Source organism: Paenarthrobacter aromaticivorans (assembly GCF_019038615.1).
In the GTDB taxonomy this organism is placed as follows: domain Bacteria; phylum Actinomycetota; class Actinomycetes; order Actinomycetales; family Micrococcaceae; genus Arthrobacter; species Arthrobacter aromaticivorans.
On the sequence record NZ_JAHOPC010000005.1, the window covers coordinates 23019 to 47612 of the forward strand.

Annotated in this window: 26 protein-coding genes; 14 read left to right on the top strand and 12 right to left on the bottom strand. The window is 60.8% G+C overall.

Going from position 1 to position 24594, the window contains the following annotated elements:
- Window position 1: 1 nt before the first annotated feature.
- Both KSW38_RS09890 and KSW38_RS09895 read left to right on the top strand, forming a co-directional pair.
- On the top strand, window positions 2-847 hold the full coding sequence (locus tag KSW38_RS09890; protein ID WP_216924720.1) for an alpha/beta fold hydrolase: 846 nt from the start codon (window positions 2-4) through the stop codon (window positions 845-847).
- A 12-nt stretch (window positions 848-859) separates the two neighbouring features.
- Window positions 860-1468, top strand: coding sequence for a TetR/AcrR family transcriptional regulator (locus tag KSW38_RS09895; protein WP_216924722.1), 609 nt, complete (start codon window positions 860-862; stop codon window positions 1466-1468).
- 18 nt (window positions 1469-1486) lie between these two features.
- On the opposite strand, the gene KSW38_RS09900 is transcribed toward KSW38_RS09895, so the two are convergent.
- Window positions 1487-1894 carry a hypothetical protein gene (locus KSW38_RS09900; RefSeq protein ID WP_216924724.1) on the bottom strand — a complete coding sequence of 136 codons (408 nt, stop codon included), beginning with the start codon at window positions 1892-1894 and terminating at the stop codon, window positions 1487-1489.
- Between the two features lie 253 nt (window positions 1895-2147).
- On the opposite strand from KSW38_RS09900, the gene KSW38_RS09905 reads away from it, so the two are divergent.
- The 6 genes from KSW38_RS09905 (at window position 2148) to KSW38_RS09930 (ending at window position 7933) form a co-directional block, all read left to right on the top strand.
- Window positions 2148-2450, top strand: coding sequence for a heavy-metal-associated domain-containing protein (locus tag KSW38_RS09905; RefSeq protein WP_216924726.1), 303 nt, complete (start codon window positions 2148-2150; stop codon window positions 2448-2450).
- A 65-nt stretch (window positions 2451-2515) separates the two neighbouring features.
- Window positions 2516-4699, top strand: a complete 2184-nt coding sequence (locus KSW38_RS09910; protein ID WP_216924728.1) for a copper-translocating P-type ATPase — start codon at window positions 2516-2518, stop codon at window positions 4697-4699.
- 116 nt (window positions 4700-4815) lie between these two features.
- Complete coding sequence (locus tag KSW38_RS09915; protein ID WP_216924730.1) at window positions 4816-5277, top strand: hypothetical protein; 462 nt, start codon at window positions 4816-4818, stop codon at window positions 5275-5277.
- Window positions 5278-5449: 172 nt separating this feature from the next.
- On the top strand, window positions 5450-6076 hold the full coding sequence (locus KSW38_RS09920) for a DUF305 domain-containing protein (RefSeq protein ID WP_216924733.1): 627 nt from the start codon (window positions 5450-5452) through the stop codon (window positions 6074-6076).
- A 264-nt stretch (window positions 6077-6340) separates the two neighbouring features.
- The gene (locus KSW38_RS09925) at window positions 6341-7519 is read left to right on the top strand and encodes a serine hydrolase domain-containing protein (protein WP_216924735.1); all 1179 of its coding nucleotides are present in this window, start codon (window positions 6341-6343) and stop codon (window positions 7517-7519) included.
- Between the two features lie 141 nt (window positions 7520-7660).
- Window positions 7661-7933, top strand: coding sequence for a hypothetical protein (locus KSW38_RS09930; RefSeq protein ID WP_216924737.1), 273 nt, complete (start codon window positions 7661-7663; stop codon window positions 7931-7933).
- A gap of 28 nt (window positions 7934-7961) precedes the next feature.
- Here the strand turns inward: KSW38_RS09930 and KSW38_RS09935 are convergent, their stop codons facing one another.
- The 4 genes from KSW38_RS09935 to KSW38_RS09950 all read right to left on the bottom strand — a co-directional run bounded on the left by KSW38_RS09935 (window position 7962) and on the right by KSW38_RS09950 (window position 10068).
- Entirely contained in the window at window positions 7962-8327 is a 366-nt protein-coding gene (locus KSW38_RS09935) for a hypothetical protein (RefSeq protein ID WP_216924739.1), read from the bottom strand.
- 89 nt (window positions 8328-8416) lie between these two features.
- A complete protein-coding gene (locus KSW38_RS09940; RefSeq protein WP_216924740.1) occupies window positions 8417-8824 on the bottom strand; it encodes an SRPBCC family protein in 408 nt (135 codons plus the stop codon).
- Complete coding sequence (locus KSW38_RS09945) at window positions 8821-9135, bottom strand: ArsR/SmtB family transcription factor (protein ID WP_216924748.1); 315 nt, start codon at window positions 9133-9135, stop codon at window positions 8821-8823. The genes KSW38_RS09940 and KSW38_RS09945 overlap by 4 nt, the downstream gene beginning before the upstream one ends.
- A gap of 72 nt (window positions 9136-9207) precedes the next feature.
- A complete protein-coding gene (locus tag KSW38_RS09950) occupies window positions 9208-10068 on the bottom strand; it encodes an FG-GAP repeat domain-containing protein (RefSeq protein WP_216924750.1) in 861 nt (286 codons plus the stop codon).
- Window positions 10069-10294: 226 nt separating this feature from the next.
- On the opposite strand from KSW38_RS09950, the gene KSW38_RS09955 reads away from it, so the two are divergent.
- Complete coding sequence (locus tag KSW38_RS09955) at window positions 10295-11635, top strand: hypothetical protein (protein WP_254186320.1); 1341 nt, start codon at window positions 10295-10297, stop codon at window positions 11633-11635.
- A gap of 100 nt (window positions 11636-11735) precedes the next feature.
- Window positions 11736-14636, top strand: a complete 2901-nt coding sequence (locus tag KSW38_RS09960; RefSeq protein WP_216924752.1) for an NPCBM/NEW2 domain-containing protein — start codon at window positions 11736-11738, stop codon at window positions 14634-14636.
- Window positions 14637-14710: 74 nt separating this feature from the next.
- On the opposite strand, the gene KSW38_RS09965 is transcribed toward KSW38_RS09960, so the two are convergent.
- A complete protein-coding gene (locus tag KSW38_RS09965) occupies window positions 14711-15112 on the bottom strand; it encodes a hypothetical protein (protein WP_216924991.1) in 402 nt (133 codons plus the stop codon).
- Between the two features lie 550 nt (window positions 15113-15662).
- On the opposite strand from KSW38_RS09965, the gene KSW38_RS09970 reads away from it, so the two are divergent.
- Complete coding sequence (locus tag KSW38_RS09970; RefSeq protein WP_256449712.1) at window positions 15663-16631, top strand: TM2 domain-containing protein; 969 nt, start codon at window positions 15663-15665, stop codon at window positions 16629-16631.
- A 276-nt stretch (window positions 16632-16907) separates the two neighbouring features.
- On the top strand, window positions 16908-17879 hold the full coding sequence (locus KSW38_RS09975; protein ID WP_216924753.1) for a hypothetical protein: 972 nt from the start codon (window positions 16908-16910) through the stop codon (window positions 17877-17879).
- 383 nt (window positions 17880-18262) lie between these two features.
- Here the strand turns inward: KSW38_RS09975 and KSW38_RS09980 are convergent, their stop codons facing one another.
- The gene (locus KSW38_RS09980; protein ID WP_216924755.1) at window positions 18263-18757 is read right to left on the bottom strand and encodes a hypothetical protein; all 495 of its coding nucleotides are present in this window, start codon (window positions 18755-18757) and stop codon (window positions 18263-18265) included.
- 269 nt (window positions 18758-19026) lie between these two features.
- Window positions 19027-19605 carry a hypothetical protein gene (locus tag KSW38_RS09985; protein WP_216924757.1) on the bottom strand — a complete coding sequence of 193 codons (579 nt, stop codon included), beginning with the start codon at window positions 19603-19605 and terminating at the stop codon, window positions 19027-19029.
- Window positions 19606-19864: 259 nt separating this feature from the next.
- Here KSW38_RS09985 and KSW38_RS09990 point away from each other — a divergent pair, with 259 nt between their 5' ends.
- Window positions 19865-20320 (top strand): hypothetical protein, encoded by a 456-nt coding sequence (locus tag KSW38_RS09990; protein ID WP_216924759.1) that lies wholly within the window; start codon window positions 19865-19867, stop codon window positions 20318-20320.
- Window positions 20321-20392: 72 nt separating this feature from the next.
- On the opposite strand, the gene KSW38_RS09995 is transcribed toward KSW38_RS09990, so the two are convergent.
- The gene (locus tag KSW38_RS09995) at window positions 20393-20896 is read right to left on the bottom strand and encodes a MarR family winged helix-turn-helix transcriptional regulator (protein WP_216924761.1); all 504 of its coding nucleotides are present in this window, start codon (window positions 20894-20896) and stop codon (window positions 20393-20395) included.
- An 87-nt stretch (window positions 20897-20983) separates the two neighbouring features.
- Here KSW38_RS09995 and KSW38_RS10000 point away from each other — a divergent pair, with 87 nt between their 5' ends.
- Window positions 20984-21883, top strand: a complete 900-nt coding sequence (locus KSW38_RS10000; RefSeq protein ID WP_216924763.1) for an EamA family transporter — start codon at window positions 20984-20986, stop codon at window positions 21881-21883.
- Between the two features lie 33 nt (window positions 21884-21916).
- Here the strand turns inward: KSW38_RS10000 and KSW38_RS23815 are convergent, their stop codons facing one another.
- From KSW38_RS23815 to KSW38_RS10010, 3 genes are read right to left on the bottom strand one after another with little or no spacing between them, the layout of a single operon-like run.
- A complete protein-coding gene (locus KSW38_RS23815; protein ID WP_428982378.1) occupies window positions 21917-22264 on the bottom strand; it encodes a DUF6308 family protein in 348 nt (115 codons plus the stop codon).
- Window positions 22227-23843: an SIR2 family protein gene (locus KSW38_RS10005; RefSeq protein WP_216924765.1), complete on the bottom strand. Its 1617-nt coding sequence runs from the start codon at window positions 23841-23843 to the stop codon at window positions 22227-22229. Before KSW38_RS10005 ends, KSW38_RS23815 begins: the two co-directional genes overlap by 38 nt.
- A gap of 49 nt (window positions 23844-23892) precedes the next feature.
- A complete protein-coding gene (locus KSW38_RS10010; RefSeq protein WP_216924767.1) occupies window positions 23893-24471 on the bottom strand; it encodes a DUF7255 family protein in 579 nt (192 codons plus the stop codon).
- Between the last annotated feature and the right edge of the window lie 123 nt (window positions 24472-24594).

Genomic DNA, 24594 nt, shown 5'->3' on the forward strand with positions numbered 1-24594 from the left:
CATGAGCAAAGTCATCACCGCTTACAAGGACGCGCCGGTCAGCACAGTTACCGCTGGCGGCGTCACCTACAGTTACCGTGAGCTGGGTCAGAAGGGTGGAATCCCCGTCGTTTTCCTGGTCCACCTCGCCGCGACAATGGACAACTGGGATCCGCGCGTCATCGACCCCATCGCCGAGAAGCACCACGTGATCACCTTCAGCAACCGGGGTGTCGGTGCCACAACCGGCAACGTTCCGGGCACCATCGAGGAGATGGCTGAGGACGCGGCGACCTTCATCAAAGCGCTCGGGTACGAGAAAGTAGACCTCTTTGGATTCTCGCTCGGAGGCATGATTGCCCAGGCTTTGGTGGTCAAATACCCGGAGTTGGTGCGGAAGCTGGTCCTTGCCGGCACAGGTCCTGCAGGTGGGAAGGGCATCGACAAGGTGGCTCGCGTCACCTACTACGACGTCCTGCGAGCCACGCTGACCCGGCAGGACCCGAAGGAATTTCTGTTTTTCAACCGCAATGCCGCGGGCAAGCCCGCCGCGAGGGCATTTATCCAGCGCCTCAACGAGCGCACCGCCAATCGGGACGCACCCATCAAAACCAACGCTTTCCAGACGCAGCTGAAGGCCATCAAGAAGTGGGGCCGTTCAGAACCGGCCAATCTGGGCGCGATCTCCCAGCCGACACTCATCGCCAACGGCGACAACGACCGCATGGTTCCGTCCCGGCTCTCCGACGATATGCACCTCCGGATTCCGGGCAGTGAACTGGTCATCTACCCGGATTCAGGGCATGGCGGCATCTTCCAGTACCACCAGGAGTTCGTCCCCGTCGCCCTCGAATTCCTAGGCCGCTGATACGGTATTTGAATGCAGGCTGTGCCCCAGACCCTTGGCCGACGTGAGCGGAATAAGCAGGAAAAGCTTGACCGGATCACCGCCGCGGCCCGCGAGCTCTTCACCCAGTACGGCGTAGACGAGGTCACCACCCAGCAAGTGGCGGAAAAGGCCGACGTCGGATCGGGAACCTTGTTCTTGTACGCCAAGACGAAGGCGGAGCTGCTTCTCCTGGTCCACAACGTCAAATACGCCGAAGCGCTCAACTCGGGCGTCGCCGCCGCGGAACAGGAAGAAGCTGTCCTTGACGGGATCATGGCGATCATCCGGCCCATCATCAAATGCAACCGGGTCCAGATCGAGAACGGCCGGACCTACCTGAAAGAGATCGTCTTCGGCGATCCGACCGAACCCCACCATGCGGAGGCACTTGCGCTGACCATCCGCACGGAAGCCGCCATCGCGGAGGTGTTGGGCCGGGATGAGCAATTGACGGCTCGGGACCCAGGGAAAATTGCCCGCGTCATCTCGGCGATCATGTTCGTCAGCATGAGCTCTTCCGCCAACAGTGGTCTCACTGACGAGCAAGTCGGAGATGAGATCCGCGATCAGATCAACGCGGTTTTGTCCACGCGAAGCTAGCCGCCGCAGGGGCGGTCTTTAGTGGGAGTGCCCGTGTCCGTGGTGGTCGTGGTCGCCTTCGGTCTTCATTCCCGCAGCCGCTGCAAGATGGCTCCAGCCTGCGTCGCTCAGCGCATGGTAGGCGATGTGGAGTTCCTTGGCAGGCTCGGCAACGGCGGCCGTGTCACGCCTTTCAAGGACAGCGATCAGCTCTTCGGCCGCATGGGTGAACCGGTCGGCAGCGGCCTGAAGGTCCACCGGCCAAGTAGTCGCTGCGACGGCGATGTGTGCGTTGCGGATCAACGCAGCCCAGTTCCGGTCGATCTTTGGGTCCGGGCCGGTGAGAGTCGTTGCGATCCCGTGGAATCCAACGTTGTCGATATAAGCCAGCGAGGCCAGCAACCCGGCCGGTGTCACCGGCTGTGCGCCTGTGTCTGACGAGTCCATCGCAGCCTCCAACACGTTCTCCCTCCAAGGATGCCTCCAAGGCTTCACCTGCTCAAGAGCCGCAGGACGGGCGTGCTCAAAGCGGCTCTTCGGAGAGAGGCGTATTACGCTTGGGGAACCTTGCATGAATATACCCCCTAGGGGTATATTCATGGTGTTGTCAGTGAAGTGGTATGTCCCGGAGGGTTCTCCCTCTTTCACAGCCGTTCAACCCCAGCACTCCATCGCACATCTGCAAAGGAATGGAACTGACATGCAAATAACCTCCCGCACTGAATTGCCGCTGACTTCGACGTCCCCCGGTTGCGGTTGCTGCTCCACGGAAGCGCGCGTCGCTCCGCCCACTTCAACGGATGTTGAACTCGGAGTAGAAGGGCTGACCTGTGGAGGCTGCGTCGGCCGCCTCGAGCGCGCGGTCAAGGACGTGCACGGCGTTGACGCCGCCGCGATCGAGCTCGTCGCCGGCGGAGTTTCCCGCCTGCTGATTACCGGATCCCCCGAATTGGCTGCGGTCCATGACGCTGTCAGGGACGCCGGTTACACCCTCACCCGCTAGTCCACGCGTCACGGCCTGCGCGGCCTGAGAGGGCGATGCGCGCCATCGTTTCTGCAGGAGCACACATGAAAGAGCACATCCATTCGGCTTCACCGGCCGGCGAAGCTGACCCACACCACGCCAACCACCATCACCAGCAACCCGGAGCTACCTCGGGAGAACACAGCGAACATCAGGACCATTCCGGTGGCCATGGTGGCCATGGTGGCCATGAGGGCCACGGCGCTGCGCGGGGTCAGGACGACCACGCAGTGCATAGCCACGGCCAGCACGCCGGGCACAGCACGGCCATGTTCAAGGACCGCTTCTGGCTGACTCTGGCCCTATCCGTCCCAGTGGTGTTTTTCAGCCCGATGTTCGCCCACCTTCTGGGCTACATGCCTCCGGAGTTCCCCGGATCCGCCTGGATTCCACCGGTACTGGGCACTGTAATCTTCCTCTACGGGGGCCAGCCGTTCCTTAGGGGAGGACTCAGCGAGCTGAAGTCCCACAAACCCGGCATGATGCTGCTGATTGCCATGGCCATTAGCGTTGCGTTCGTCGCTTCGTGGGCGACCAGCCTGCGGATCGGAAACTTCGACTTGGACTTCTGGTGGGAACTGGCGCTGCTGGTAGCCATCATGCTGCTCGGGCACTGGATCGAGATGCGCGCCCTCGGCTCTGCCCAAGGCGCGTTGGATGCACTCGCGGCCCTGCTGCCGGACGAGGCCGAACGCATCACTGGAGCGGGCGTGGAAACTGTGCCCGTCGCAGCCCTGCAAGCTGGTGACGTTGTACTGGTACGCTCCGGAGCCCGCTTGCCGGCCGACGGCACAGTAGTCGACGGACAGGCCGAATTCGACGAATCCATGATCACCGGGGAATCCAAGACCGTCCTCCGGGTGGCAGGGGACTCTGTGGTTGCCGGAACTGTCGCCACCGACAACACTGTCAGGGTCCAGGTCACCGCCGTCGGGGAAGACACCGCACTCGCCGGGATCCAGCGTCTTGTTGCTGAAGCGCAGGCCTCATCATCCAAGGCTCAGGCACTGGCGGACCGGGCGGCGGCATTCCTGTTCTATTTCGCGACCATCGCAGGTGTCATCACCTTCATTGCATGGTTCCTGATGGGCAACCTGCCGGAAGCCGTTACCCGCACCGTCACCGTGCTCGTGATCGCCTGCCCTCACGCCCTGGGATTGGCGATCCCGCTGGTCATCGCGATTTCAACCGAACAGGCCGCACGTGCCGGGGTCTTGATCAAGAACCGGATGGCCCGGGAACGGATGCGCACCGTCGACGTCGTCCTGTTCGACAAGACCGGAACCCTGACCGAGGGCGAGCCCGCACTCAAGGACGCCGTCGCCGCTGAAGGCACCACCGTCGAGGAGCTGCTGGCTCTGGCCGCGGCCGTGGAGTCCGACAGCGAACACCCTGTGGCCCGCGCGATCGTTCGGGCCGCGAACGCGAAGGGGCTTCAGCAGCCGGCAGCGACGGGCTTCAGCTCGATGACGGGCAGAGGCGTGCGGGCAACCGTTGACGGCCGGACTGTCCAGGTGGGCGGGCCGGCCCTGCTCCGGGAGCTGGGCCTCACTGAACCTGAATGGCTCAGCGCCGCGACCCGGGCCTGGATGGATAGGGGTGCCGCCGTGTTGCACGTGGTTGACGAGGGCCGGATCTTGGGCGCGGTCAGCCTGGAAGACGCGATCCGCTGGGAATCCCGGCAGGCGGTCCAGGCCCTGCAAAGCCGGGGCGTGAGAGTTGGCATGATCACTGGTGACGCCAAACAGGTGGCCGACGCCGTTGGATCCGAATTGAACATTGACGAAGTTTTCGCTGAAGTCCTCCCGGCGGACAAGGACAAGAAAGTCGCCGAACTGCAGGCCCGTGGATTGAAGGTCGCGATGGTCGGCGATGGCGTGAACGACTCTCCCGCATTGGCCCGGGCTGAAGTTGGCATCGCCATCGGAGCCGGCACGGACGTGGCCATGGAATCGGCCGGAGTGATCCTGGCCGGAAACGACCCACGTGCCGTACTGTCCATGGTGGATCTGTCCAAGGCCAGTTACACCAAGATGTGGCAGAACCTGGTGTGGGCAACCGGGTACAACATCATCGCCGTGCCACTGGCTGCAGGCGTGCTGGCCTTCGCGGGGATCGTCCTGTCTCCCGCCGCTGGGGCGGTACTGATGTCGGTCTCCACGATCGTGGTTGCATTGAACGCCCAGCTGCTGCGCCGGGTGAAACTGAACCCCTCCGAGGTTTGTTAGCAGAGCCACCGGCCCCGGCACCCTGCACAGAGCGGGGTGCCATGGGCCGGTAGGCTGAAACCGACCACGTTGACTCGGCACCATCATTGACTCGGCACGGACAAGGAAGGACTGCTGTGGGACCATATCCGACCATAACCAAATTCTTCCTTAGGGCAGGCCTCCTGGCGGCGACGCTGGCATTGATCGCCGGTTTGTTGGGCATGCACATCATGATCGGCCCCCACTCCATGCACGTGGGCGTCATCAACACCGCGGCGGACACGGCCCCTACGGCCGTCGCCGCCACTGGAGATGCCGCCGCTCACACCGGTCATATGGGCGCGGCGCAGTCCATGGGCGGAGAATCAGGCACGGTGCCGCTGGCGCAGTGTTCCTGCTCCGGGAACTGCCCAACTGCGCATGTGGCGGGCGGTTCCTGCATCCCTTCAGTCGGGACCGGTGGTCTGGCTGCGCCGCTTCGAGACAGCACAACCACGCCTTCCACCTTCCAGGTCTACGCCGAGTCTTCCGGCACACTGTGGTCTTACCTGCCCGGAAGTCCTTCACCGGGTGAATTGTCGATCAGCAGGACATAAACGGGCACCTCACGCCCGATGACAGGCTGCCCGCATGGTTGGGCTGCCCGGATGACCGGGCCTGCTCTTCTGCTGCTCGCAGGCAGCCACTGCCCAGCGGATTCTGCTGAGCATCACCAAAACTTTTCGCGTGGGCGCCTCGACGCCCACCCCTCCTTGTGAAGGACCATTTATGAACACCCGAAAGCTCTTGCCCCTGTCTGCAGTTGCCCTCGCGGCGGCTTTGGCCCTTGCCGGTTGCAGTACCGGAACCCCCGGATCGTCCGCGACCTCCATGCCGGGGATGGATCACGGCGCCATGAGCTCCTCCAGCCCCTCAGCGTCTGAGTCCTCCCAAGCTGTGGGCGACCACAATGCAGCGGACGTGATGTTTGCCCAGATGATGATTCCCCACCATGCGCAGGCCGTGGAAATGAGCGACATGATCCTGGCCAGGCAGGGCATCCCCAATGAAGTCAGCGCCCTCGCCACCCGAATTAAGGACGCTCAGGGACCCGAGATCGAGAAAATGACCTCTTGGTTGTCCGGCTGGAACCAGTCGACGCAGATGCCCGGCGGCCACAGCATGGAAGGCATGATGGGCGCCGACGACATGGCGAAACTCCAAGCAGCCCAAGGTGCAGACGCCGCAAAGCTGTTCCTGACCCAGATGATCGCCCACCACAAGGGTGCAGTGGTGATGGCCCAGACCGAAACCGCCGGTGGGCAAAATGCCGATGCGGTGCAATTGGCCAAGGACATCGTGGCCGGGCAGGAAGCTGAAATCAAGGAGATGCAGCAACTGCTGACGACCCTCTAGCAATGCCTTGGCTGTCGGCCCGAAAAGGGCCGACAGCCTCTTGCTGCCTTGCTCCTCTGGCCCATTCACGGTCCAGCCCACTCGACGGCGCCCGGAGACAACGGGCGGCTAATAGAAAACGGCTCGGCGAGCTCCCGAAACCTCCTGCGCGTGCCCTTGCCGTTGTTGACATCACGTGGTGCGCTGAGGAGCATCGAAGATGTCGGCGCGAGTGGCGGTTTCTTGGGAGCCCAGCTGCGGACCGGCACATGGAAGGTCCAGGAAATGAAGGCAGTACCACGCCGTATCATCTCGTTCCGCTTGGCAGCCATGGCCATGGCCATCCTGTTCGTGCCTTCATTCGGAGCCTGCACGAACGCGCCGGATCCGCCCGACCAGCTGTCTCCGACGGCACGGCCCTCAACGGGGCCGGCTTTCGTCTCCGTTTTGGAAAAGTACAGCGAAGATATGCGTGATGCTGGAGCTCCCGCCGTCTTGATCCAGATGAAGTCACGGGTAGGGGAATGGTCCACGGCCGTCGGCGTACGGAGTCTGACGAATCAAGAACCAGTCCACTTGGCGGATCAGGTCCATGTCGGTGCCCTCACAACCTCCATGGTGGCGGTGTCCGTCCTGAAGCTAGTGGAGGAAGGGCGGGTCCGACTGGACGAACCCATCACACGGTATGTGCCCGAACTCGAGAATCTGATCCACCCGCCTCCGTCTGTCACCGTTCGCAGCTTGCTGAGCCACCGATCCGGCATGCCCAGTTATTGGGAAGGTGACGTCGCCCCATCCCTTCGCGACGGACTTGCCAAACGCTTCAGCCACGAGGACCGCTTGGCCATCGCTGCGGCCTCCCCCTGGAATTCAAAAGGCTCGACCGGAACCTTCATCTACTCGGAGTCCGACTATTCGGCATTGGCACTCCTCGTCGAGAAGTTGCGCGGCCGGAACCTCGGAGAGGTCCTCCAAACCGACATTATGGAACCCTTAGGGCTGCGCGACACCTTGATGATGGGTGAACAAACTGCTCCGCAGAAGATGATCCACGGCTACATTCTCGAAAAGGACGAACGGATCGACACCACTCTGTCCGCTTTCAATATCGGTTCCGCAGACACCGGGATGATTTCCTCCATCCCGGACATCAATGCTTTCTTTGCCGCGCTGACACAAGGTAAATTGCTCAAGCCAAGGACCTTCACGGAAATGCAAAGTCCAAATCAGGACTACGGCCTAGGCCTCATGAAACGCTACGATCCCTGCTCCAATAACTACTACTACGGCCACAGTGGAGTCACCCTGGGATACGGGACCCTCGCCCTGACGAGCGCGGACGGTTCCCGCCAAATAGCCATCGCAGTATCGCGGCCACTATCACCAGAACTGGTCGGATACGATGACGGGCCCGCATTCCAGATGATGCAGGTTGCCCTCGAGGCGCTCAATAAGGCCTGCTAGCCGCCAACCCTATTGCGGCGAAGGCCCATGGGACCATCGATTCGAGCAGGCGCCTGGCCTTGACGAGACCACCAACAATCACCAGTCCGCATCTCGCAACGCGGCCTTCCGGACGGCAGGCAAATGTGAAATGTTCAGACCATGACCGACGATGATTTGGCCGAACTTCGGGCGCAGGCAGGCCAAGGCAGCCAGGACGCCCTAGACCAGCTTGTGGAACTGGCCGCCGAGCGGCGCGACCTTGAGGAACTGCGTCGTTTTGCCGCGCAGGGGAGTACCGACGCGGTGGACCTCCTCATTGAGCTTGCCTCAGAACGTGGCGATGTGGAGGAACTTCGACGCCTCGCGGACGGCGGAAGCCGGACGGCTGCCGAGGTTCTCGCGGAACTCGAAGAAGAATACGGCCCGGAATGAAACCGCTTAGCGTCAGACTTCCCGTGAGCTAGAGCCGAGGCAATTTGCGGTCAACGCGGTATGCCGAGAACACAAGGACGCTCAAACCCGCGAGTACCGCACCGTAATAGTAGAGAACGCCTGGAAATCCAAGGTGCATCCCTAGGACCCCGCTGAGAAGCAGCTGCGCGGCGATACCGACCAGAATGAAAATGGCTGCGACGCGTCCAATCTTCGTGCCCTTGGACAGGCCGGTGCCGCGGGGTACGCCAGCCACGAAGTCAGGCACACTGAACTGATCACCGAGGCTCAGACTCTTTTCATTGGCTTTTTCGAGGAGTCCGGGAATCTTGTCTTCGGCGACTCCCCGCCGCCTCAATGAATACACAAGATCTTGTTGTGTGCTGGTTTCCATCGACTTACTCCATCCCCGCGTAACGCGGATTAGACAACATCCTTGGTTCGGTTTCTCTTTGGGCCGTACCAAGCCTTCCTGAAAGAGCCTTAACTAACGCTGACCAGCACTTGATCGATACGGGCCAGGAGGCCCGGCCAGCCATTGCCCATGCCTTCAATGGCTTGCCGCCCCATGGGGGTGTCCAGGTTGAAGCCGGCGTGCTCGAAGTGAAGGACGGTGCCGGATTCGGTGGCTTCCAAGGTCCAAGTGATGGTGGTGTCCAGGGCGCCCTCTGCGAACACGAATGTGATGGAGGTACCGGGTTCGACGGTGGTGACTTCGCATTGCTGCTGACCCCAACCGCCCATGTCCATGGTGAAGCGGTGGCCCACCACGGGTGCGATGTCGCCGGCAGCCCACCAGCGGGCGAGGAGTTCAGGTGTGGTCAGTGCGGCCCAGACGGCCTCGGGGGAGTGGGGAAAGGTGCGCTCAAGGCGGATGGCGTTCTCGGTCATGGGGTGTTTTCCTCATCCAGTAGTTCGGCCAGGGCGTCGAGCCGCTGGTTCCAATATTGCTCGTAGTTCTTCAGCCAATTGCTTGCATCCCGCAGGCCATCGGCCTCAAGGTGGTAGATCCTGTTCCGGCCTTGCCGTTCCTCCCGGATCAAGCCGACTTCCCGCAGGACTGCCAAATGCTCGGACGCTGCAGAGCGGCTGAGGTCCAGGCGGCCAGTGAGATCGCCCGCCGTCAATGGGCCCTCACGGAGGCTGTCGAGGATGGTACGCCTCGAAGGGTTCGCGAGGGCGCCGAAGACGTCAGGAAGCACTCGATGATGATATGTCGGAAATTTCCGAAATGACAACCCGGGCGGTTATTGCCGGGCCCAACAGAAGGGAGATCAGACCAGCGCGGTCATGACGTTCCAGCCTTCTCCGATCTGCTTCCGCGGCTCCAGGTGGCGGCTTCCAATCCCGGGATAGAGCCAGAGGATGCCGTTGGTATCCCGGGCGATGATCTGCGAGTATCCCTGGTAATTGTTGTCGAAGTTGCCGGTGGCGATGATTGCTGTCATGGTGTTCCAGCCTTCGCCGACTTGCATCCGCGGCAGCCACCCACCAGTTCCGTTTCCGGGATAGAGCCAAAGGCGGCCGCTGGTGTCCCGGGCAAGGAGGTCCATTTTCCGGTCCTCGTTGAAATCGCCGCGACCAATAAGGGCCGTCATCACGTTCCAGCCTTCGCCGATTTGGAACCGGGGGAGCCACCCGCCGTGGTGATCTCCCGGATACAGCCAGAGCCGCCCGTCGGCATCACGGGCCATGAGATCTGCCATGTAGTCGCCGTTGAAGTCCCCAGGTCCCACCAACGCAGTCATGACGTTCCAGCCGACGCCCACCTGCATGCGCGGCTTGAGAATTCCAGCGCCAGTGCCAGGGTAGAGCCACAGGTCGCCATTGGCGTCCCGGGCCAGGAGGTCGTCCGTGAACTCGCTTTGGAACTTGCCCGGACCGACGATGGCGGTCATGACATTCCAGCCCTCACCCATCTTGAAACGAGGTTTCTTCCAACCGCCAAGGCCGTCACCCGGATACACCCACAGATCGCCTGCTGCGTCGCGGACAAGAACGTCGTGAAAGTAGCCCGTATTGATGGTGACGTAATCCCAGTTGTTGTTGGGGGCGCTCAAAGGCCGCGCCCCCATCTGGTCTGCCTGGGCAGGAACGTTTGTCAGCCCGGCAACCACAACTGCGGCAGTTGCCAAGGCCGTCGCCACGAAAAGTGGGCGTCGCCGACGTCGGGCCTCCCTCGCTTTGAGCTGCGCATCAGTAGTCCACCTTGATCGGAACATCACCGTTACCCCCATTAGCAACATAGCCATCACGCGATGGACCGGAGCTTAGCCGGATCGCCGAAGTTTTGTTAGGGGCTGGAGGAAAGCCCTGTCATCCTATAGACAGGTTTCACGATCGGGACGGAATCGAGGAGCAATGAGGCGGGTTCGCTACTTCACAGCGGCAGCAGCGGTTGCCGTCCTGTTACTCACCGGCTGCACCGGAACAGCGGACCCCAGCGCCCCGCTGTCGGGCTCGTCAGCAACCCCCACAGGCACGGCCTCCGCCTCATCGACAGGCTCGCCATCCGCAACGCCCCCGGCGGTGTTGGCCAAACTCCCCAGGATTCCCTGGGACGGTGGTCCTGATTTCTATAAGAAGTTCAGCAAGGCCGATGCCGCAGGGTGGGACGATCCCAACTTCTTCCCCATCGGAGTTTGGTACGCATCCGCGAACGGCGAACAGATGCAGTTCGACAAAGCGCATGGCATCAACTTCTACGTCCAATTCAACCCGGACACTGACTATGCCCTGTTCGATCAGCACGGCATGTTCTCGCTGATGAAACCAAAGAACGCACCCGACAACTGGGCGCAACTACCAGGTAACTACGTTGACGATGAGGTAGATGGCAGGTTCGGTTGGGACGAGGGCGTTGCCCACATGAACCAGACGATCAAAGAGTTGAACGCCAAGGAGGCGGGCCGGTTCACCTACGCCAACTGGACTCCCTCCCTCATCAGCTACGACGCGCCGATGGACATCACCAAGCGTTATTGGGAGACCGTGGACGTGTCCTCGACGTCCAACTATTACTACGCAGGTGCCTGCCGCGATTGGCGGCTCCGCACACCCCAGGGATACAACCCGACGACGACGGCCACTTGCCAGACGTCGTCCGCGTACGCGAAAGCCATGCAGGTGATGCAGGAGGTCAACGCCGCGAGGGGCGTCTACACGCCCATCTGGATGGTTCCCACAGTGCTTAGTCCTGAGGGGGAGCATGACCTCTCCGACCAGATGACGCCGGACAGGGTGAAGGCCCAGGTGTGGGCGATGCTCATCCACGAGTCGCGCGGAATCGTGTGGTTCACGCAGTCACCTGGGGGTGGGGACGACAACCCGTGCATGTCCGGAGATACGCTCGCCGATGTCCGCATTCACAACACCGCCTGCTCCCGGGATCAAGTGCAAGCCATGGGTGAGGTCAACGCGGAAGTGAAGGCTTTGGCGCCGGTTCTGAACACGCAGAGCTATGTGTGGAACTTCGGTGATGGGCTGGACACCATGCTGAAAAGCTACAACGGGGACGCCTACATTTTCGCGATGACGCAGGACGCGCTGACCGGGCAGCGGACCTTCACCCTGCCAACGGGTGTCACTCCCAAGACGGTTGACGTAGTGGGCGAGAACCGCACCATCGCCGTGAAAGACGGGAAGTTCACGGATGACTTCCCCGTTGAATCCACCCACCACGTCTATAAGGTGAGGCTGTAAGGGCGCTGAGCCCGCGTGTTCAATCCTGTGCATTTCGTTGCTCTTCGCAGTGCCACCACAAGAGACTCCTTGAGGAAACCCACTCAATGAGGAGCCTCACTTGCACCCACAAACCTTGGCCATGCGATTGGCCGCAACCACCGCATCCGCGGCCCTGGCAGCCGCCACGCTGGTAGCCGCCGGACTCGCAGCCAGCCCCACAGCAACCGCAGCCGAACTGCCTCCACCGCCCACCGGCGTCGTATATGCCAGCGACGTTCCATGGTCAAGCATGACCAACGGTTGGGGTCCCGCCGAACTGGACATGAGCAACGGCGGCCAAGCGCTCGCGGACGCCAACCGCGCGCCGCTGACCATCGGCGGCACCGTGTATGCGAAGGGTCTCGGCACGCACGCGGCGTCGTCCATTACGTATAACCTCGGCGGGCAGTGCCGGCAGTTCCTCGCCCAGGTGGGTGTGGACGATACCCAGGGTGACCGCGGCCGTGTGGACTTCAAGGTCCTGGTGGACGGCGTGGAGCGTTTCGCGGGGGAGCGGAAGGGAACCGACGGAGCCTTGCCCGTCAACGTGGATCTTCGGGGCGGCACCACGCTGCAGCTGAAGGTGGAGGCCGGTCCGGAAGGGAACGGCAACGACCACGCCGACTGGGCTGATGCCAAGATCAACTGCTCCGACGCATTCCTCGCCGCGCCGCTGCGTATCGAGGGCTCAGCCGGGACGAACCTTAACTCGCTTGTCCCCGGGACCCCGGCTACCGTCGTCGTGCGCGACCTGCAGCCGTTGAGCTCCGTGAGCCTGAGCCTCCAGGGCGAAAACGTGGCCGACGCCGTTGCTGACGCCACCGGCGTTGCGACCATCACCTTCGTGGTGCCTGCTGGAGCCACAGGCGGGTCGACGGAGCTGGTCGCCACCGGCACTGGCCCGTTTGATGTGGCCACCACGGGCAGGATTGGCGCGCTGATCGTGCAGCTCAGTGATGCGAAGTTCTACGTGGACTGCTCGGCCGCTACTCCTGGTGATGGCACCCAGGCCAGCCCGTTCAACTCGATCGCCCAGGTCAACGGCCACGGCGCGTTCAACGCCGGCGAATCGGTCCTTTTCCGGGCTGGCACGGATTGCACAGGCGCGCTCACGCCAGCGGGCACCGGCGTCGCGGACCACCCGATCACTCTGTCCTCTTATGGCGACGGTGGCAAGCCCACTATCAACGGTAACGGCGCGGTGGCAGCCATCCAGATCACCAATGCCAGTCACTGGACGGTCAGCGGACTGCATGTGGTGAACCCGTCGGACACTCCCGTGCGCAGGGTGGGCATCCTCTTTGAGAACAGCGGAACGGCACAGACCGCCGGAATCGTGGTCAGCGGAAACCATGTGGAAGACGTGGCCGGCTGGCGCAACAAGGCTACGAACGGCGCCGGGTTTGCCCAGTCGGCCGGCATCATGGTGCGCACCTGGGGCAAGGGCTCCGTGGACGGCATCACCATCACCGACAACGAGGTGAACGATGCCGCCGGCGGTGGCGTGAAGATCTCCGCTCCGGACACCACCGAGCGCTACAACACCAAGGTCTACGTAGCCCGGAACAAGATCCACGACGTGGGCGGCGACGCGATCGTGATCCACAACTCCGACGCGCCTCTCATCGAGTACAACAGCGGACTCAACCTCGGCCAAGGCGCCCACCCCTATGAAGGTGGCAACTTCGCCGGCATGTGGCCGTACAACTCCAAGAACCCTGTATTCCAGTTCAACGTTGTGGGCAACAGCAGCACCTCTGTGTACGACTCCACGGCCTGGGACTGCGACATGAAGATCGTGGGAACCTGCCTCTTCCAGTACAACTACTCGTACGGGAACGCGGGCGGCTTCTACCTGAACTGCGTCTCGAACTGCGGCGGTGGTGCCACCGCGGCGAATGTGGTGCTCCGGTACAACATCGCCCAGGACGACTGCCGGTTGGGCGGAAGCAGCAGCGGCACGGGCAAGCACTACATCTACAACAACACCTTCTACTGCCCGTCGCGCGTCTTCCTGGACGACATGACCGGCTCGCGCGAGGTCCGCAACAACCTCTTCGTGGCGCCGGGCGGTGGTTTGAAAGCCGCGTCGGCTGTGTATGCGAACAATGCGTACTTCGGCGGTATTTTGCCTCCTGCTGGTGAGACTGGTTCGGTGCTGGGGGATCCTCGGTTGGTTGCTGGCGGGAGTGGGCAGACTACGCTTTCTGTTCCGGGGTACCGGCTGCTGTCCGGGTCGCCGCTGCTTGGTGCCGGTGTGCAGATTAACGACGACGGCGGCCGGGACTTCTTCGGTAACCCCACCTCTGGTGCCGGGTCCGTTGGGGCTCCGAACATCGGTGCTTACCAAGGGCCTGGGGTTGCGCCTGCCGCGCTGCCTTTCTCTTCTCTTGTGAACCAGACGTCCGTAGCGAATGCGGCCAATCCGCGGAATGGGGCTGTTACGGCTGATCGACGGACGTTCTCGGAGGAGGCTTTGGCTGCGGCTGGGTTTGGCTCGGGCGAGCGGTACTCGGCATTTGGGGTGTCATCCGTTTGGCATCCGACGGCGGTGGGGACGCCGGATACCTTGAAGGCTGCCGGGCAGGAAGTTGCTGTTTCGGGCAAGGGGCGAACCTTGCTGGTGACGGGGTTTTCCACGGGGAACGTGTCCTCGGGCGTCGCGACCGTGCACTTCACGAACGGGCAGAGCCGTCAGGTGACGCTTTCTCTGCCGAACTGGCTCTCCGGGGTCGCTTCGGATACCAGCGTTGTGGTGGCTACGTCGGCCTATCACCAGCGGCACACGCAGGCTTACATCGGTGGGTCTTCGACGGTGGTGCGGGTGGATGAGCCGGCTCGCGTGTTCGCCACGAAGATCGACATTCCCCCGGCGTTCGAGGTATCCAGCGTGACGCTGCCGCAGGGGAGTGCCCTGGTGGACGAGGGGCTGAACATCATGGATATTGCGGTGGGGAATCTGCCGGTGGGGTTGGGGTGATTCCTAGGTGAGCTGAATGAGTCGGTAGAGGCAGCACGGCACCAACGATTCAGAATCGTTGGTGCCGTGCTCAATTACTTGGTCACGTGAACAACGACAGCCTTGCTGGTTGCTTGCTCCATGCCAGGATTATCGATGCCCGTCACGGTCCAGTTGCTGAGCAAGAGTACGGTCTTGCCGGTATCTGAGTTGTACACGACTTTCTTGAAGCCGAGAGCCTGCAACTCATCATCGAGAGCCTCGGCGTTCATCCCGGCCACATTGGCGGGAATGATCGCAGTGGTTGCCGGAGCAGGCACCGGTGTTGCAGGCGCCTGAGCCACAACTGGGGCAGGGGCCGGTGTGGCCGTTACAGTCGCTGTGGCCGTGACTGTTGCGGTCATGGTTTCCGTGACCGCAGGGGCCGCCGAAGGTGTTCCAGCGCAGCCAGCCAGTGCAAGGCACGACAAAGCCATGGCAAGGACGGTTTTCTTCAAGATTCCCCATTTCAATTTCGACGACCTTTGGTCGCCGCCCCCATTTCGCTCGCGGATTGCGAGCACCAGAGGAAGTGTAAGCTTCAACGAACGCGCCCAGGATTTGTTACGTTCTCCAGTCTGACACTTGTGCATTGATGAATCATTCGCGTTTGACCTACGTTTGTCACGGCTTCCGCCAACCGCAAGAAACGAGATAGTAAGGTCACTTAGGTGTCTTGCCAATATTTCTGAAGGCTGTAATATCCGATTACCGGGCACAGGGCTCGGCGATTTGGGGAGTATTACTGGGGGTATTTACCGGCGCACAGTCGACGTTTCGCCATACTCACTGCCAGAGACCAAAGGCACTCCACTCGTATCAAATCCATTCGCATTATTTTGTCGCGCCCAAAAACCGGGCACCGAAAGGAACCTCATGAGCCAGGATCACGAAGGCTATACGCCTCCGCCGCAGGGGCATACCCCGCCTCCAACCCCTCAGGGCTACCAGATGGCTCATCCGCAAGGGTACGCGCCTCAATCCGCCGCGCACGGTTCTCAGGTACCTATGCCGCAAGGGCAACCCTTCCAGCAGCCTGTTCCTCCTCAGAAGTCTTTCCTAGTGACATGGATACTTGCTCTGCTGGTGGGTGTATTTGGCGTGGACCGTTTCTACCTGGGCAAGGTGGGAACTGGCATTGCAAAGCTGCTGACATTCGGTGGATTGGGAGTATGGGCGCTTGTTGACCTCATACTCGTTCTTGCCAACAAGCAAACCGACAAGTACCGCAGACCCCTCGAAGGTTACGACAAGCACAAAGTTGTCGCCCTCATCGTCACAGCGGCGTTCTTCGTTGTAAGTATCGCCCTGAACGCAGCACGTGGACCCGTGACACCGCCAGCTGCGGTCCCAATCCCTGCCGCCACATCATCAGCCAATTCAGAACCGGCCGCTTCCTCAGCGTCGGCGCCTTCTCCTATACCGTCACCAGCACAGACCACGCCCGCAGCAACGCCGGCCGCGCCAAAGGTCGCGACCCAAACATTCAATGGTGTCGGCGATGACGTGGTGACCGCGGCCCTATCCGGAGCTCCGGCCATCGTGACGTTCACTTGCGATCCGTGTAGTAGAAACACAATTCTTGAAACCAATGGAGGGGACAGCCTTCTGGTCAACACAATCGGTTCTTACACCGGAACGCACATCATTGACACATCCACGGGTTCGACCACTTCTGAGTTCACAGTTCAGGCGCAAGGCAGCTGGACACTGACGGTGGCCGACATCAGCACGATTCCCTCCACGACGGGTCCCGTAAGCGGGCACGGGGACCAAGTGATTCTCTTGGGCGGAAAGTCGACCAAAGCCGCCATCACTTACGTGGGCGAGCGCAATTTTGTAGTTCAGGGATACGGAGGGAGCCGCTCCGAGCTGGCTGTCAACACCATCGGCTCCTACACCGGTACCGTCAAATTGACAGGCCCAGGGTTCGTGCAGGTCACATCAAGTGGCGACTGGACGATCACACCCGGCTAGCCTCTATATCGTATGAGTCCATTGGCACCGCTTCGAAGATTCTCCCGCCCTGCGCGAAACAAAATCCGGCGCTGGCGGGTGAGTTAGCTGGCTTGGTGAGTGAGCAGGGTGGGATCTGCGGAAGCGGGTCCCATCCATCCTTCTTTGAACGACACCGCTTTCATCAGCTACGCACGACTCGTTGCTTACCCTGATGCCTGGGAGGATGATGATCCTCACAGATCGCCAGTCGGTACCGGGACCAGTTCTAATGCACTTCTTCTGTGGGGAGGGTAAGTGAAACAGGCGCGCGACGATGTTGCCGAAGCGGCAAACACTGAAAAGGAATCACGGCCCGCTCGAATTCCCACCGCATTCTGGATGACAGCGGGCGCGGCTTTGGGAGCAATAGCCGCGTCCTTGGGCATCAGCCGGCTCCAGAGCCCGAGCCCTCCCATCCCGACTGAAACACCCCCTGTTGCGAAGGACGACGACAAAGGCAGTCCGCAAACACCTCCAGGGGTTTGGGTAGCGATTGCTGCAGCCGTGGCGATCATTGCCACGATCTTCACCACGCTCGGTGTGGAAGGCGACACGCTCCGGCGTATGGTGCGGAACGAGCCTGATGCCACGGGGACAGCGATTTCTTGGGTCATCTTTGGCGCAGCGATCTTCCTTTTGCCCGTCTTGGTTAAGCTTCTACCGATCACGGGACGATGGATCTCGATCGTGCTAGCGGTCTGCTATTTCGCATCAGCAGTGGCGGTTGTGTACGGGCTGATCCGCGTGCTGAACGTCGCCGCCGACAGCCTCAATTCGAGGGACATGCCGGGTCTATCTCTCAAGGTCACAAAGTCATCCTCGAACGCAGCAACAATCGAGTCTGAGGCTACCGCAGCAAGCATCAGGAGTTCGGACAAGATGCTCCTCCGGATATACGGAGTTGGAGCGGAATTCACAGGGGACCTAAGGGACGCCTGCCAGGACGGACAGCTACCGACTGTCGATACGCCGCCCGCTGGGTCACGTCTGCTTCAGTGGGGAGAGGCTGGACCCGACAAGGCTGGTGCTGTGAAGATTAGCGACACCCTCGTGGTCGACACCACAAACGTCAGGCACGTCTGTGCCTACGCCGCCTTGATTCGTGAACACAACAGCACTGAGCCTTACCAGTTGGCTTGGAGCATCATTGACGTGCAGAACCTGACGTCCGTGCCCTCCGGTGCGGGGCAAACGACAGCCGCGCCTGGGCCCGCCTCGGTTCCCTAGGCTGCTACATTCAGTCGGCGCAATGCGGACCCATACGGGCTTCGTCGTAATCGAGTCCCGGAGGGGGCGTCCTCGGGGACGCGTCGGCCGCGGCGTTGGAGTTCGTTGAATACGGTGGGCGCCCATTTCGTCGCTCAAGGCAAAGATCGCGGTGAGGCCTGGGGCCGAGGTCCACGGGGCCGTCGTTAAGCAACCGCTCGTCCGCCTCTATGCTCTCTCATGGGCGTTTCGCAGAATCAGCTCTTAAATGGAAAATGGCCTCTATTTCGGATGTTCCGAAATAGGAAGCCTGGAAGCTGAGTGAGGTAAGTCGGTCTTAGAGCTGAGGGTGGGGCGATGCCCCCAGCTTCCGATCACTTAGTGATCGGTTCTTTTGATGGACCTCACGTGCCGCAAGGAACGTTCGTCAGTTCGTCGTAAGCCGCTGCAGAGTAGCGAGTACCACCCAAATAGACTTCGCCGTATGTCTCAGTCCGGTATGAAGTGTTGTTACCGTTCGCGCACCAATACGCATAGTCATTCGTGAACGAGCTTGCAGGGCCGGAGTACGTCACGTTCGAAGCAACGTGGTTGTTGTAGCTGAACCACGCACAGAAACCTAGCCACGAGTCCATGTCCGCGGTGCTGAACGTGAAAGGACACGACGTGAGGTTACTGGAGATAATCCTTCCGCCGTCTTGGTAGACCCAGACGGACAAACCGCAACCTGATGGGTAGAGCATGGGTGCGATGGCCACATCTGAATTCTTGTTCTCCTTGTCCTTCTTCTCTCTCGCGTCTGCGTCGACGAAGTGCGTAGTAGTGGCTGAAGGGACTTTTACTCCGGACTTCCGGATCTTGGCGTCGTGCGCCGCTACGTTCGGATCACTGAGATCCAAGGGGCCACCTTTTACTGGTTTCTGTGAATGTGACCTGCCGATTGGAGATGCATTCGAAGCGTGCTCTCCTGGCGCGGCGTTCGCGGACGGAGCGGTAACTACCGCCCCCAACAGTAAGGCCGTCGTTGCGGCCGTCATCAGTCTTAGTGCTTTCAAGATGATCCCTCTCATTGCGTATGAGGGATCGTTAGCAGCCAACTTTGACTGCTTTATCCACGCCCAATGGGGGCATCCTTATGGAGAAACCATAAGTGAGACAAGACCTTGACTTAATCTTTTATGTTCATCAGTGAGCGAACATGTTCGCCATAGTCTGCTGTTGTGACGGCGGGCGCGGATGCGGAGCTGCCGGTGCGGAGCCACATGAAAATACGATCAAGATGATGCAGCGCCGCCCCGCTAACGAGAGGCGTTTGAAGGAGCCATCCCTCCAGATTGGCTGAGTCGAGCCTGAATCCACAGGGGAGGGCGCTCTCTTGGCGGAGTTGCCTGAGCAGGTCCGCGTTGCTTTCAACGCTCAAATGACTTTGCGCGAAGGCAGCCAGCTCATACGAGAGTAGTTCGATTATCCGCCCAGCCCCAAGCGCAACATCCCGGCTTGGCAGTAAAGTCAGGAGGTGCTCTGTCCCCGGGTGCAATAGCGAATTGTTACGCGCCGATTCGTATTTTGTTACAACCAGGGTGCCGTTGGGCGTGTCCCTTGGGCCTGACACAGAGGAAGGCTCTCCCGAGCGCGTTGACACCCGAACGGCGAATTTGCCGAAGGCGCTTGCAGACGCGAGGGCGCGCGTGCGTCGTGCGCTGGCGTCCTGGTTTTCAATTTCAGGAACGAAAATTGATCCACCCATGCCATATATTCTGCTCGCTGAATGCGCAAATCACGGGACGCGTAGGGAGTGGCGGCGTTTTGTAATGAATGGAGTGCGCGAAACGAAGTCGATCTGCTGCGGCGGCAGACCAAAGGCTGACAGTAGTACCCGCCTCCCGAGATACGCACGCCCATTTTCCGGTCAGTGAGCAACCGTCACTTCTCCAGTGTTGGGGCCGAACTGATGACCGACGTCGTGATCGCGTCCATGCGATTGTTGTGTTGATGGGGCGTTTGGGGTGTCATCCGTTTGGCATCCGACGGCGGTGGGGACGCCGGATACCTTGAAGGCTGCGGGGCAGGAAGTCCTTGTTTCCGGTAAGGGGCGGACCTTACTGGTGACGGGGTTCTCCACTGGCAGCGTGTCCTCGGGCGTCGCGACCGTGCACTTCACGAATGGGCAGAAGCGCGACGTGGTTCTGTCGTTGCCGAACTGGCTCTCCGGTGTCGCTTCGGATACCAGCGTTGTGGTTGCTTCGTCGGCTTATCACCAGCGGCACACGCAGGCTTACATCGGAGGACCATCGACGGTTGTGCGGGTGGATGAGCCGGCCCGCGTGTTTGCCACGAAGATCGACATCCCGCCGGCGTTCGAGGTCTCGAGCGTAACGCTGCCGCAGGGGAGTGCCCTGGTGGACGAGGGGCTGAACATCATGGATATTGCGGTGGGGAATCTGCCGGTGGGGTTGGGGTGATTCCTGCCAGCTGATTGAAGGAGGAAAGGTGTGGGACCTGCTTGGAGAAGCGGGTCCCACTCTGCTTTGTTCCTAACTTGGCTCGCCGTCGTTGTTTGACAGCAGGAACTTGCGCAGGAGGTTCGCCAGCTGTGCCTGTTCTGTCTTGGATAGCCCTTCCAGCATTCGCTGCTGATTCTCCACGTGATGGTCAACCACCTCGTCAACGAGGGCTAGTCCTTCGGGCGTGAGGCTGACGAGGAGCTGACGGCGGTTCTCAGGGTTGGTCTCGCGGTGAATCAGGCCGCGGTTTACGAGGCGGTCCACACAATTGGTCATGGCTGCGGAGCCGATCATGGTCAGGCTGGCCAGTCGGCCGGGCGTCAGTGGCGCCTCAGCCGCCGACCGACGCAGTGTGGCCAGGACGTCGAACTCCCACGGCTCCAGCCCGAACTGGTTCATGAATTTCTGGACATCGAGTGACGCCAGGCGACTCGCCCTGTTGAGACGACCAAGGACGCCCATGGAACTGACGTTCAGATCGGGGCGCTCCCTGTTCCACTGGTCAAGAATCGTGTCCACTGCGTCGCGGTTCATTGCCCTCCCATGCTTGACCTCAAACAGTACAGCACCTAGATTGTCTTACGTTAAATAGTTCGACATCAAAATGTATGGAAGTGAACAATGGCCATGGCATCCCCTCGCGACCTCTTCATCACCGCCCTCGCTCCGGTGGTTTGGGGTTCCACCTATCTGGTGACCACGCAGTTCCTCCCTGCCGACCGGCCGCTCCTGGCTGCCACAGTGAGGGCCCTGCCGGCGGGCATTGTGCTCATGCTCGCCACCCGAACGTGGCCGCGGGGAACCTGGTGGTTCAAGGCCGCGGCGCTGGGCGCACTCAACATCGGGCTGTTCTTCTTCCTCCTGTTCTTCACCGCGTACCAGCTCCCGGGTGGGCTGGCGGCCTTGGTCGGGTCGATTCAGCCCCTGTTCGTGCTGCTCCTTGGCGTGCCGCTGCTGGGGGAGAAGATCCGTATGACGCACGTGGTTGCCTGCGCTGTTGGAGCCGCCGGAGTCGGGTTGCTCGTCCTGCGCTCCGACGCGACGCTGACCGTGATTGGTGTGCTTGCCGGGATAGCGGCTGCGCTGAGCATGGCTGCCGGAATCGTCTTCACTAAACGTTGGGGAAGGCCCGACGGCGTGGGCCTGCTTGGGTTCACTGGGATGCAGCTTGCGATGGGCGGAGTGATGCTCCTGCCGGTGACGCTGCTGATTGAAGGACTACCGGGATCGGTTTCTGCGTCCAATCTTGGGGGCCTCGCCTACCTCAGCCTCATCGGGGCGTTGGTCGCCTATGCCGTGTGGTTCCGGGGGATCCAACGGCTGCCGACGATGGTGGTCTCATTCTTGGGATTCCTGAGCCCGCTTGTGGCTACGGTGCTCGGGTTCGTGTTTCTCGGGGAGGCGTTGTCGGAGTGGCAGATGGTGGGTGCGGTGCTGGTGCTGGGGTCGGTGTTTTTGGTGCAGCGGGCGAGCGCTGATGCGGGCCCAAATATCGTGCCAAAGGCGGAGATGCTCAGGTAAGTGGCAAAGAGATACCAGGGGCTTCGTCAGGTGTTACTCGTCCAAATCCGGAGCGGCCGCGACAGTCATGCCAAGCTTCTTGCCATGCATCCAAAGTACAACGTCCATGGCGCGAAGTTCTGAGATCCGCGGATCGACACCTGATATCTCTCGAATCGTCCGAAGTCGTTCAGGAAGGCCTGTTCCATCACTGAGCGCAGTGTGCCAGACCCTCCACTGACTGTCGCTAGTGTTCAGGCCCATAAGGGGACCCACCACAGAGTCATTGATGGGAATAAGCCGGGGAAGCCTTCGTGCCATGATTTTGCTGGCTGAAGGCGCTAATGTCGCCACGGCGGTCGACTCAATTCTCGCGGTTGACCCTGTCCGTGTAGGTCGCATCGGGGTCGAAGCCCAAATTGATCAACGTCTTACTTATTACACCCCATACCTCCGCCGTAGCCGGCGTTTGGTGGTGCTTTGCCAGTGCCAACAAGTGCCGCCGCAGTTGGACCTCGTCCTCGCTCAGGCCTTGAGTGTAGGCCGGAGCGAGCAGGTATGAGTGATCGTCGGCGGCGTAGGCAGCCGTCATATCGAGGAAGATCTCCATGTCACGACCGGCCTCTTGCCTGGCTGCATTCCGTTCTTCTTCGGTCATGTTGCCATCGGGGAACCGTCCGGCCATGGGGAGGATATCGAGCTTGCCGGACCACACAAGACGTTGGTGCGGCTCATTGAATAGGGAAAGGACGGTTCCCATCTGCTGCCTTACTGGATCGTGGCTCGACAACGCCTGTCGGACGTCGTGGACGATCTCATGAAAGTGATCATCCGCGAGACCAAATCCGACGAACAGCAAGTGATGCGTAAGCAAGTGCGCTTTCACCAAAGCGGACAGCGCCGCACGAGTGCTATTGAAGCCGAGGTAGTCGTCTCTCGTCAGTACAATTGTCTCCGGCTTGCTCACAGAACCATGAAGCTTCAGCAGCCACTCGCCGCCGACAGTCGGGACATTCTCCGGAAGCACCGTTCGTGGCCTTTGGGCATCCGCGCAAGCCATTTCGAAGAGACGATCGTAATTGAGTGTGATGGCACCAGCGGAGGGCAAAGTCGCCAAAAGTGCCGGCGCCAATCCATAGCGCGGAAGATCGACAAGGTCGGCCACCGCGTTTTCGAATTCGGAGCGGGAACCGTTTTGATCCACGTACATCTGTTCGAGGACGCTGGCATGATCTAAGGGACCTAGCCTGCTGAAGTCAACATCTGCGGCATCGTTTAGATCGATACCATCGCGGAGGCGTTCCAAAAGTTGCCCCCATGTAGGAGCGCCTGCACTAACGCTGATGCCGGCTCCCAAAAAGGGCACTAGATGGCCGGCCTTCGCTTTCTCACCGAGTGTGATGGCTTTGCCCTGAAGCTGCGGATTCAATGGAGCCCAGCCACACCCCTTGGCTAGGGCTTCACGGCGGAGCTTTTGGGCCAGCGAGAAAGCGGCCCGATCACGGAGAACCAAGACAACGTCTATTGAATAGCGCGAGGAAAGGTCCGAAATACAGTCGAGAATATCCCTCAATGCCGCGCCAAGATGTTGCCCGGCTCCGCCGCCTGCGGTGCCAAAGAACGGTATAGCCAGCAGAGGATAGGGTCTGCGCGAAGACCGTCCTCCTAGGGCTTCTTTTGCCGCCACAACGAAGGCTTCCAGTCGTTCGGCAACGACGTGTGGACCCCAAACATTGTTATGTGGTACCGCGGTGAGCACGGGCTGGGGCGACTGCTGGTCCCAGTTCCGGATGGCTTGGGCGAGGACCCGGCCAGCGCGGAAGTCATTTCCGCACGAGGCGTTCGCAAGTTTCTGAAGGTCTCTATGGGCACTGAGCCAATGGCGCCTGATGCTCAAGAAGGAATCTGTTGGAAGAAGCCACGCATCGCATTCCAAGTTCAGGATGTCTGCCATCGTGACGAAAACATGTGGAGAGGTCATGGGAGCGGATCATCCAAAAGGTGAGGTGTGACGTGGGCGAGTTTGGCCTTCAACCGAGGGCATCCAAGATACGCTCGCGATTACGTTCGAAGGCGGCTTTGCCGTTGCCATCCACCGCTGGGACGCGAACGAGGGGAGGATGTCCCATGGCGGGTGTCGCGAGATCGCGTAGAGCGTCGTAATACGCGCGCTGTCGTTGCCTGCCACCAATGCCAAAAGCGATGGCAGGTTTCGTTTGCCTGTACTTGTCAGCTGAACGTGCGTATCGCTTACAGATGGACGCATATTCGTCCACGTCATAGCCCAGTGGCGAGTCGACACCGTAGCAGCTGAACGTCTGCAGTCGAAAGCTGGTGAAGTGCTGCATCTCGTCTACTTCGATCAGCGTGCCAGTTTCTTCATGCATGAAGTCGCCAGGAAGGGGTGTTAACCGCTTAGCGGATTGCTCGGCGACGTTACCTCCGAGCAAAGTGAAGATCTGCTCCAGCGGAAGTGCAACGGCGGACGCGGAATCGGGGAGGCCGAAGTGTCCACGTTGGTTCAGCCACGGTTTCTTATAACGGACAAGCTGAACACCGCGCTTGCGTGCAGCCTCAAAAAATGCATTCTCACAATCCCCAACAGGCATGGGCTCATCATAAGGGCCAACGTAGGCAGAAACGAGAAAGGCTGCGAAGCTCGCTCCTGGACGCCGCAGGCGGTTGTGGACTTTGCATCTAATCCTGAGGCCATGGGTATGCGGTCCGTCGAG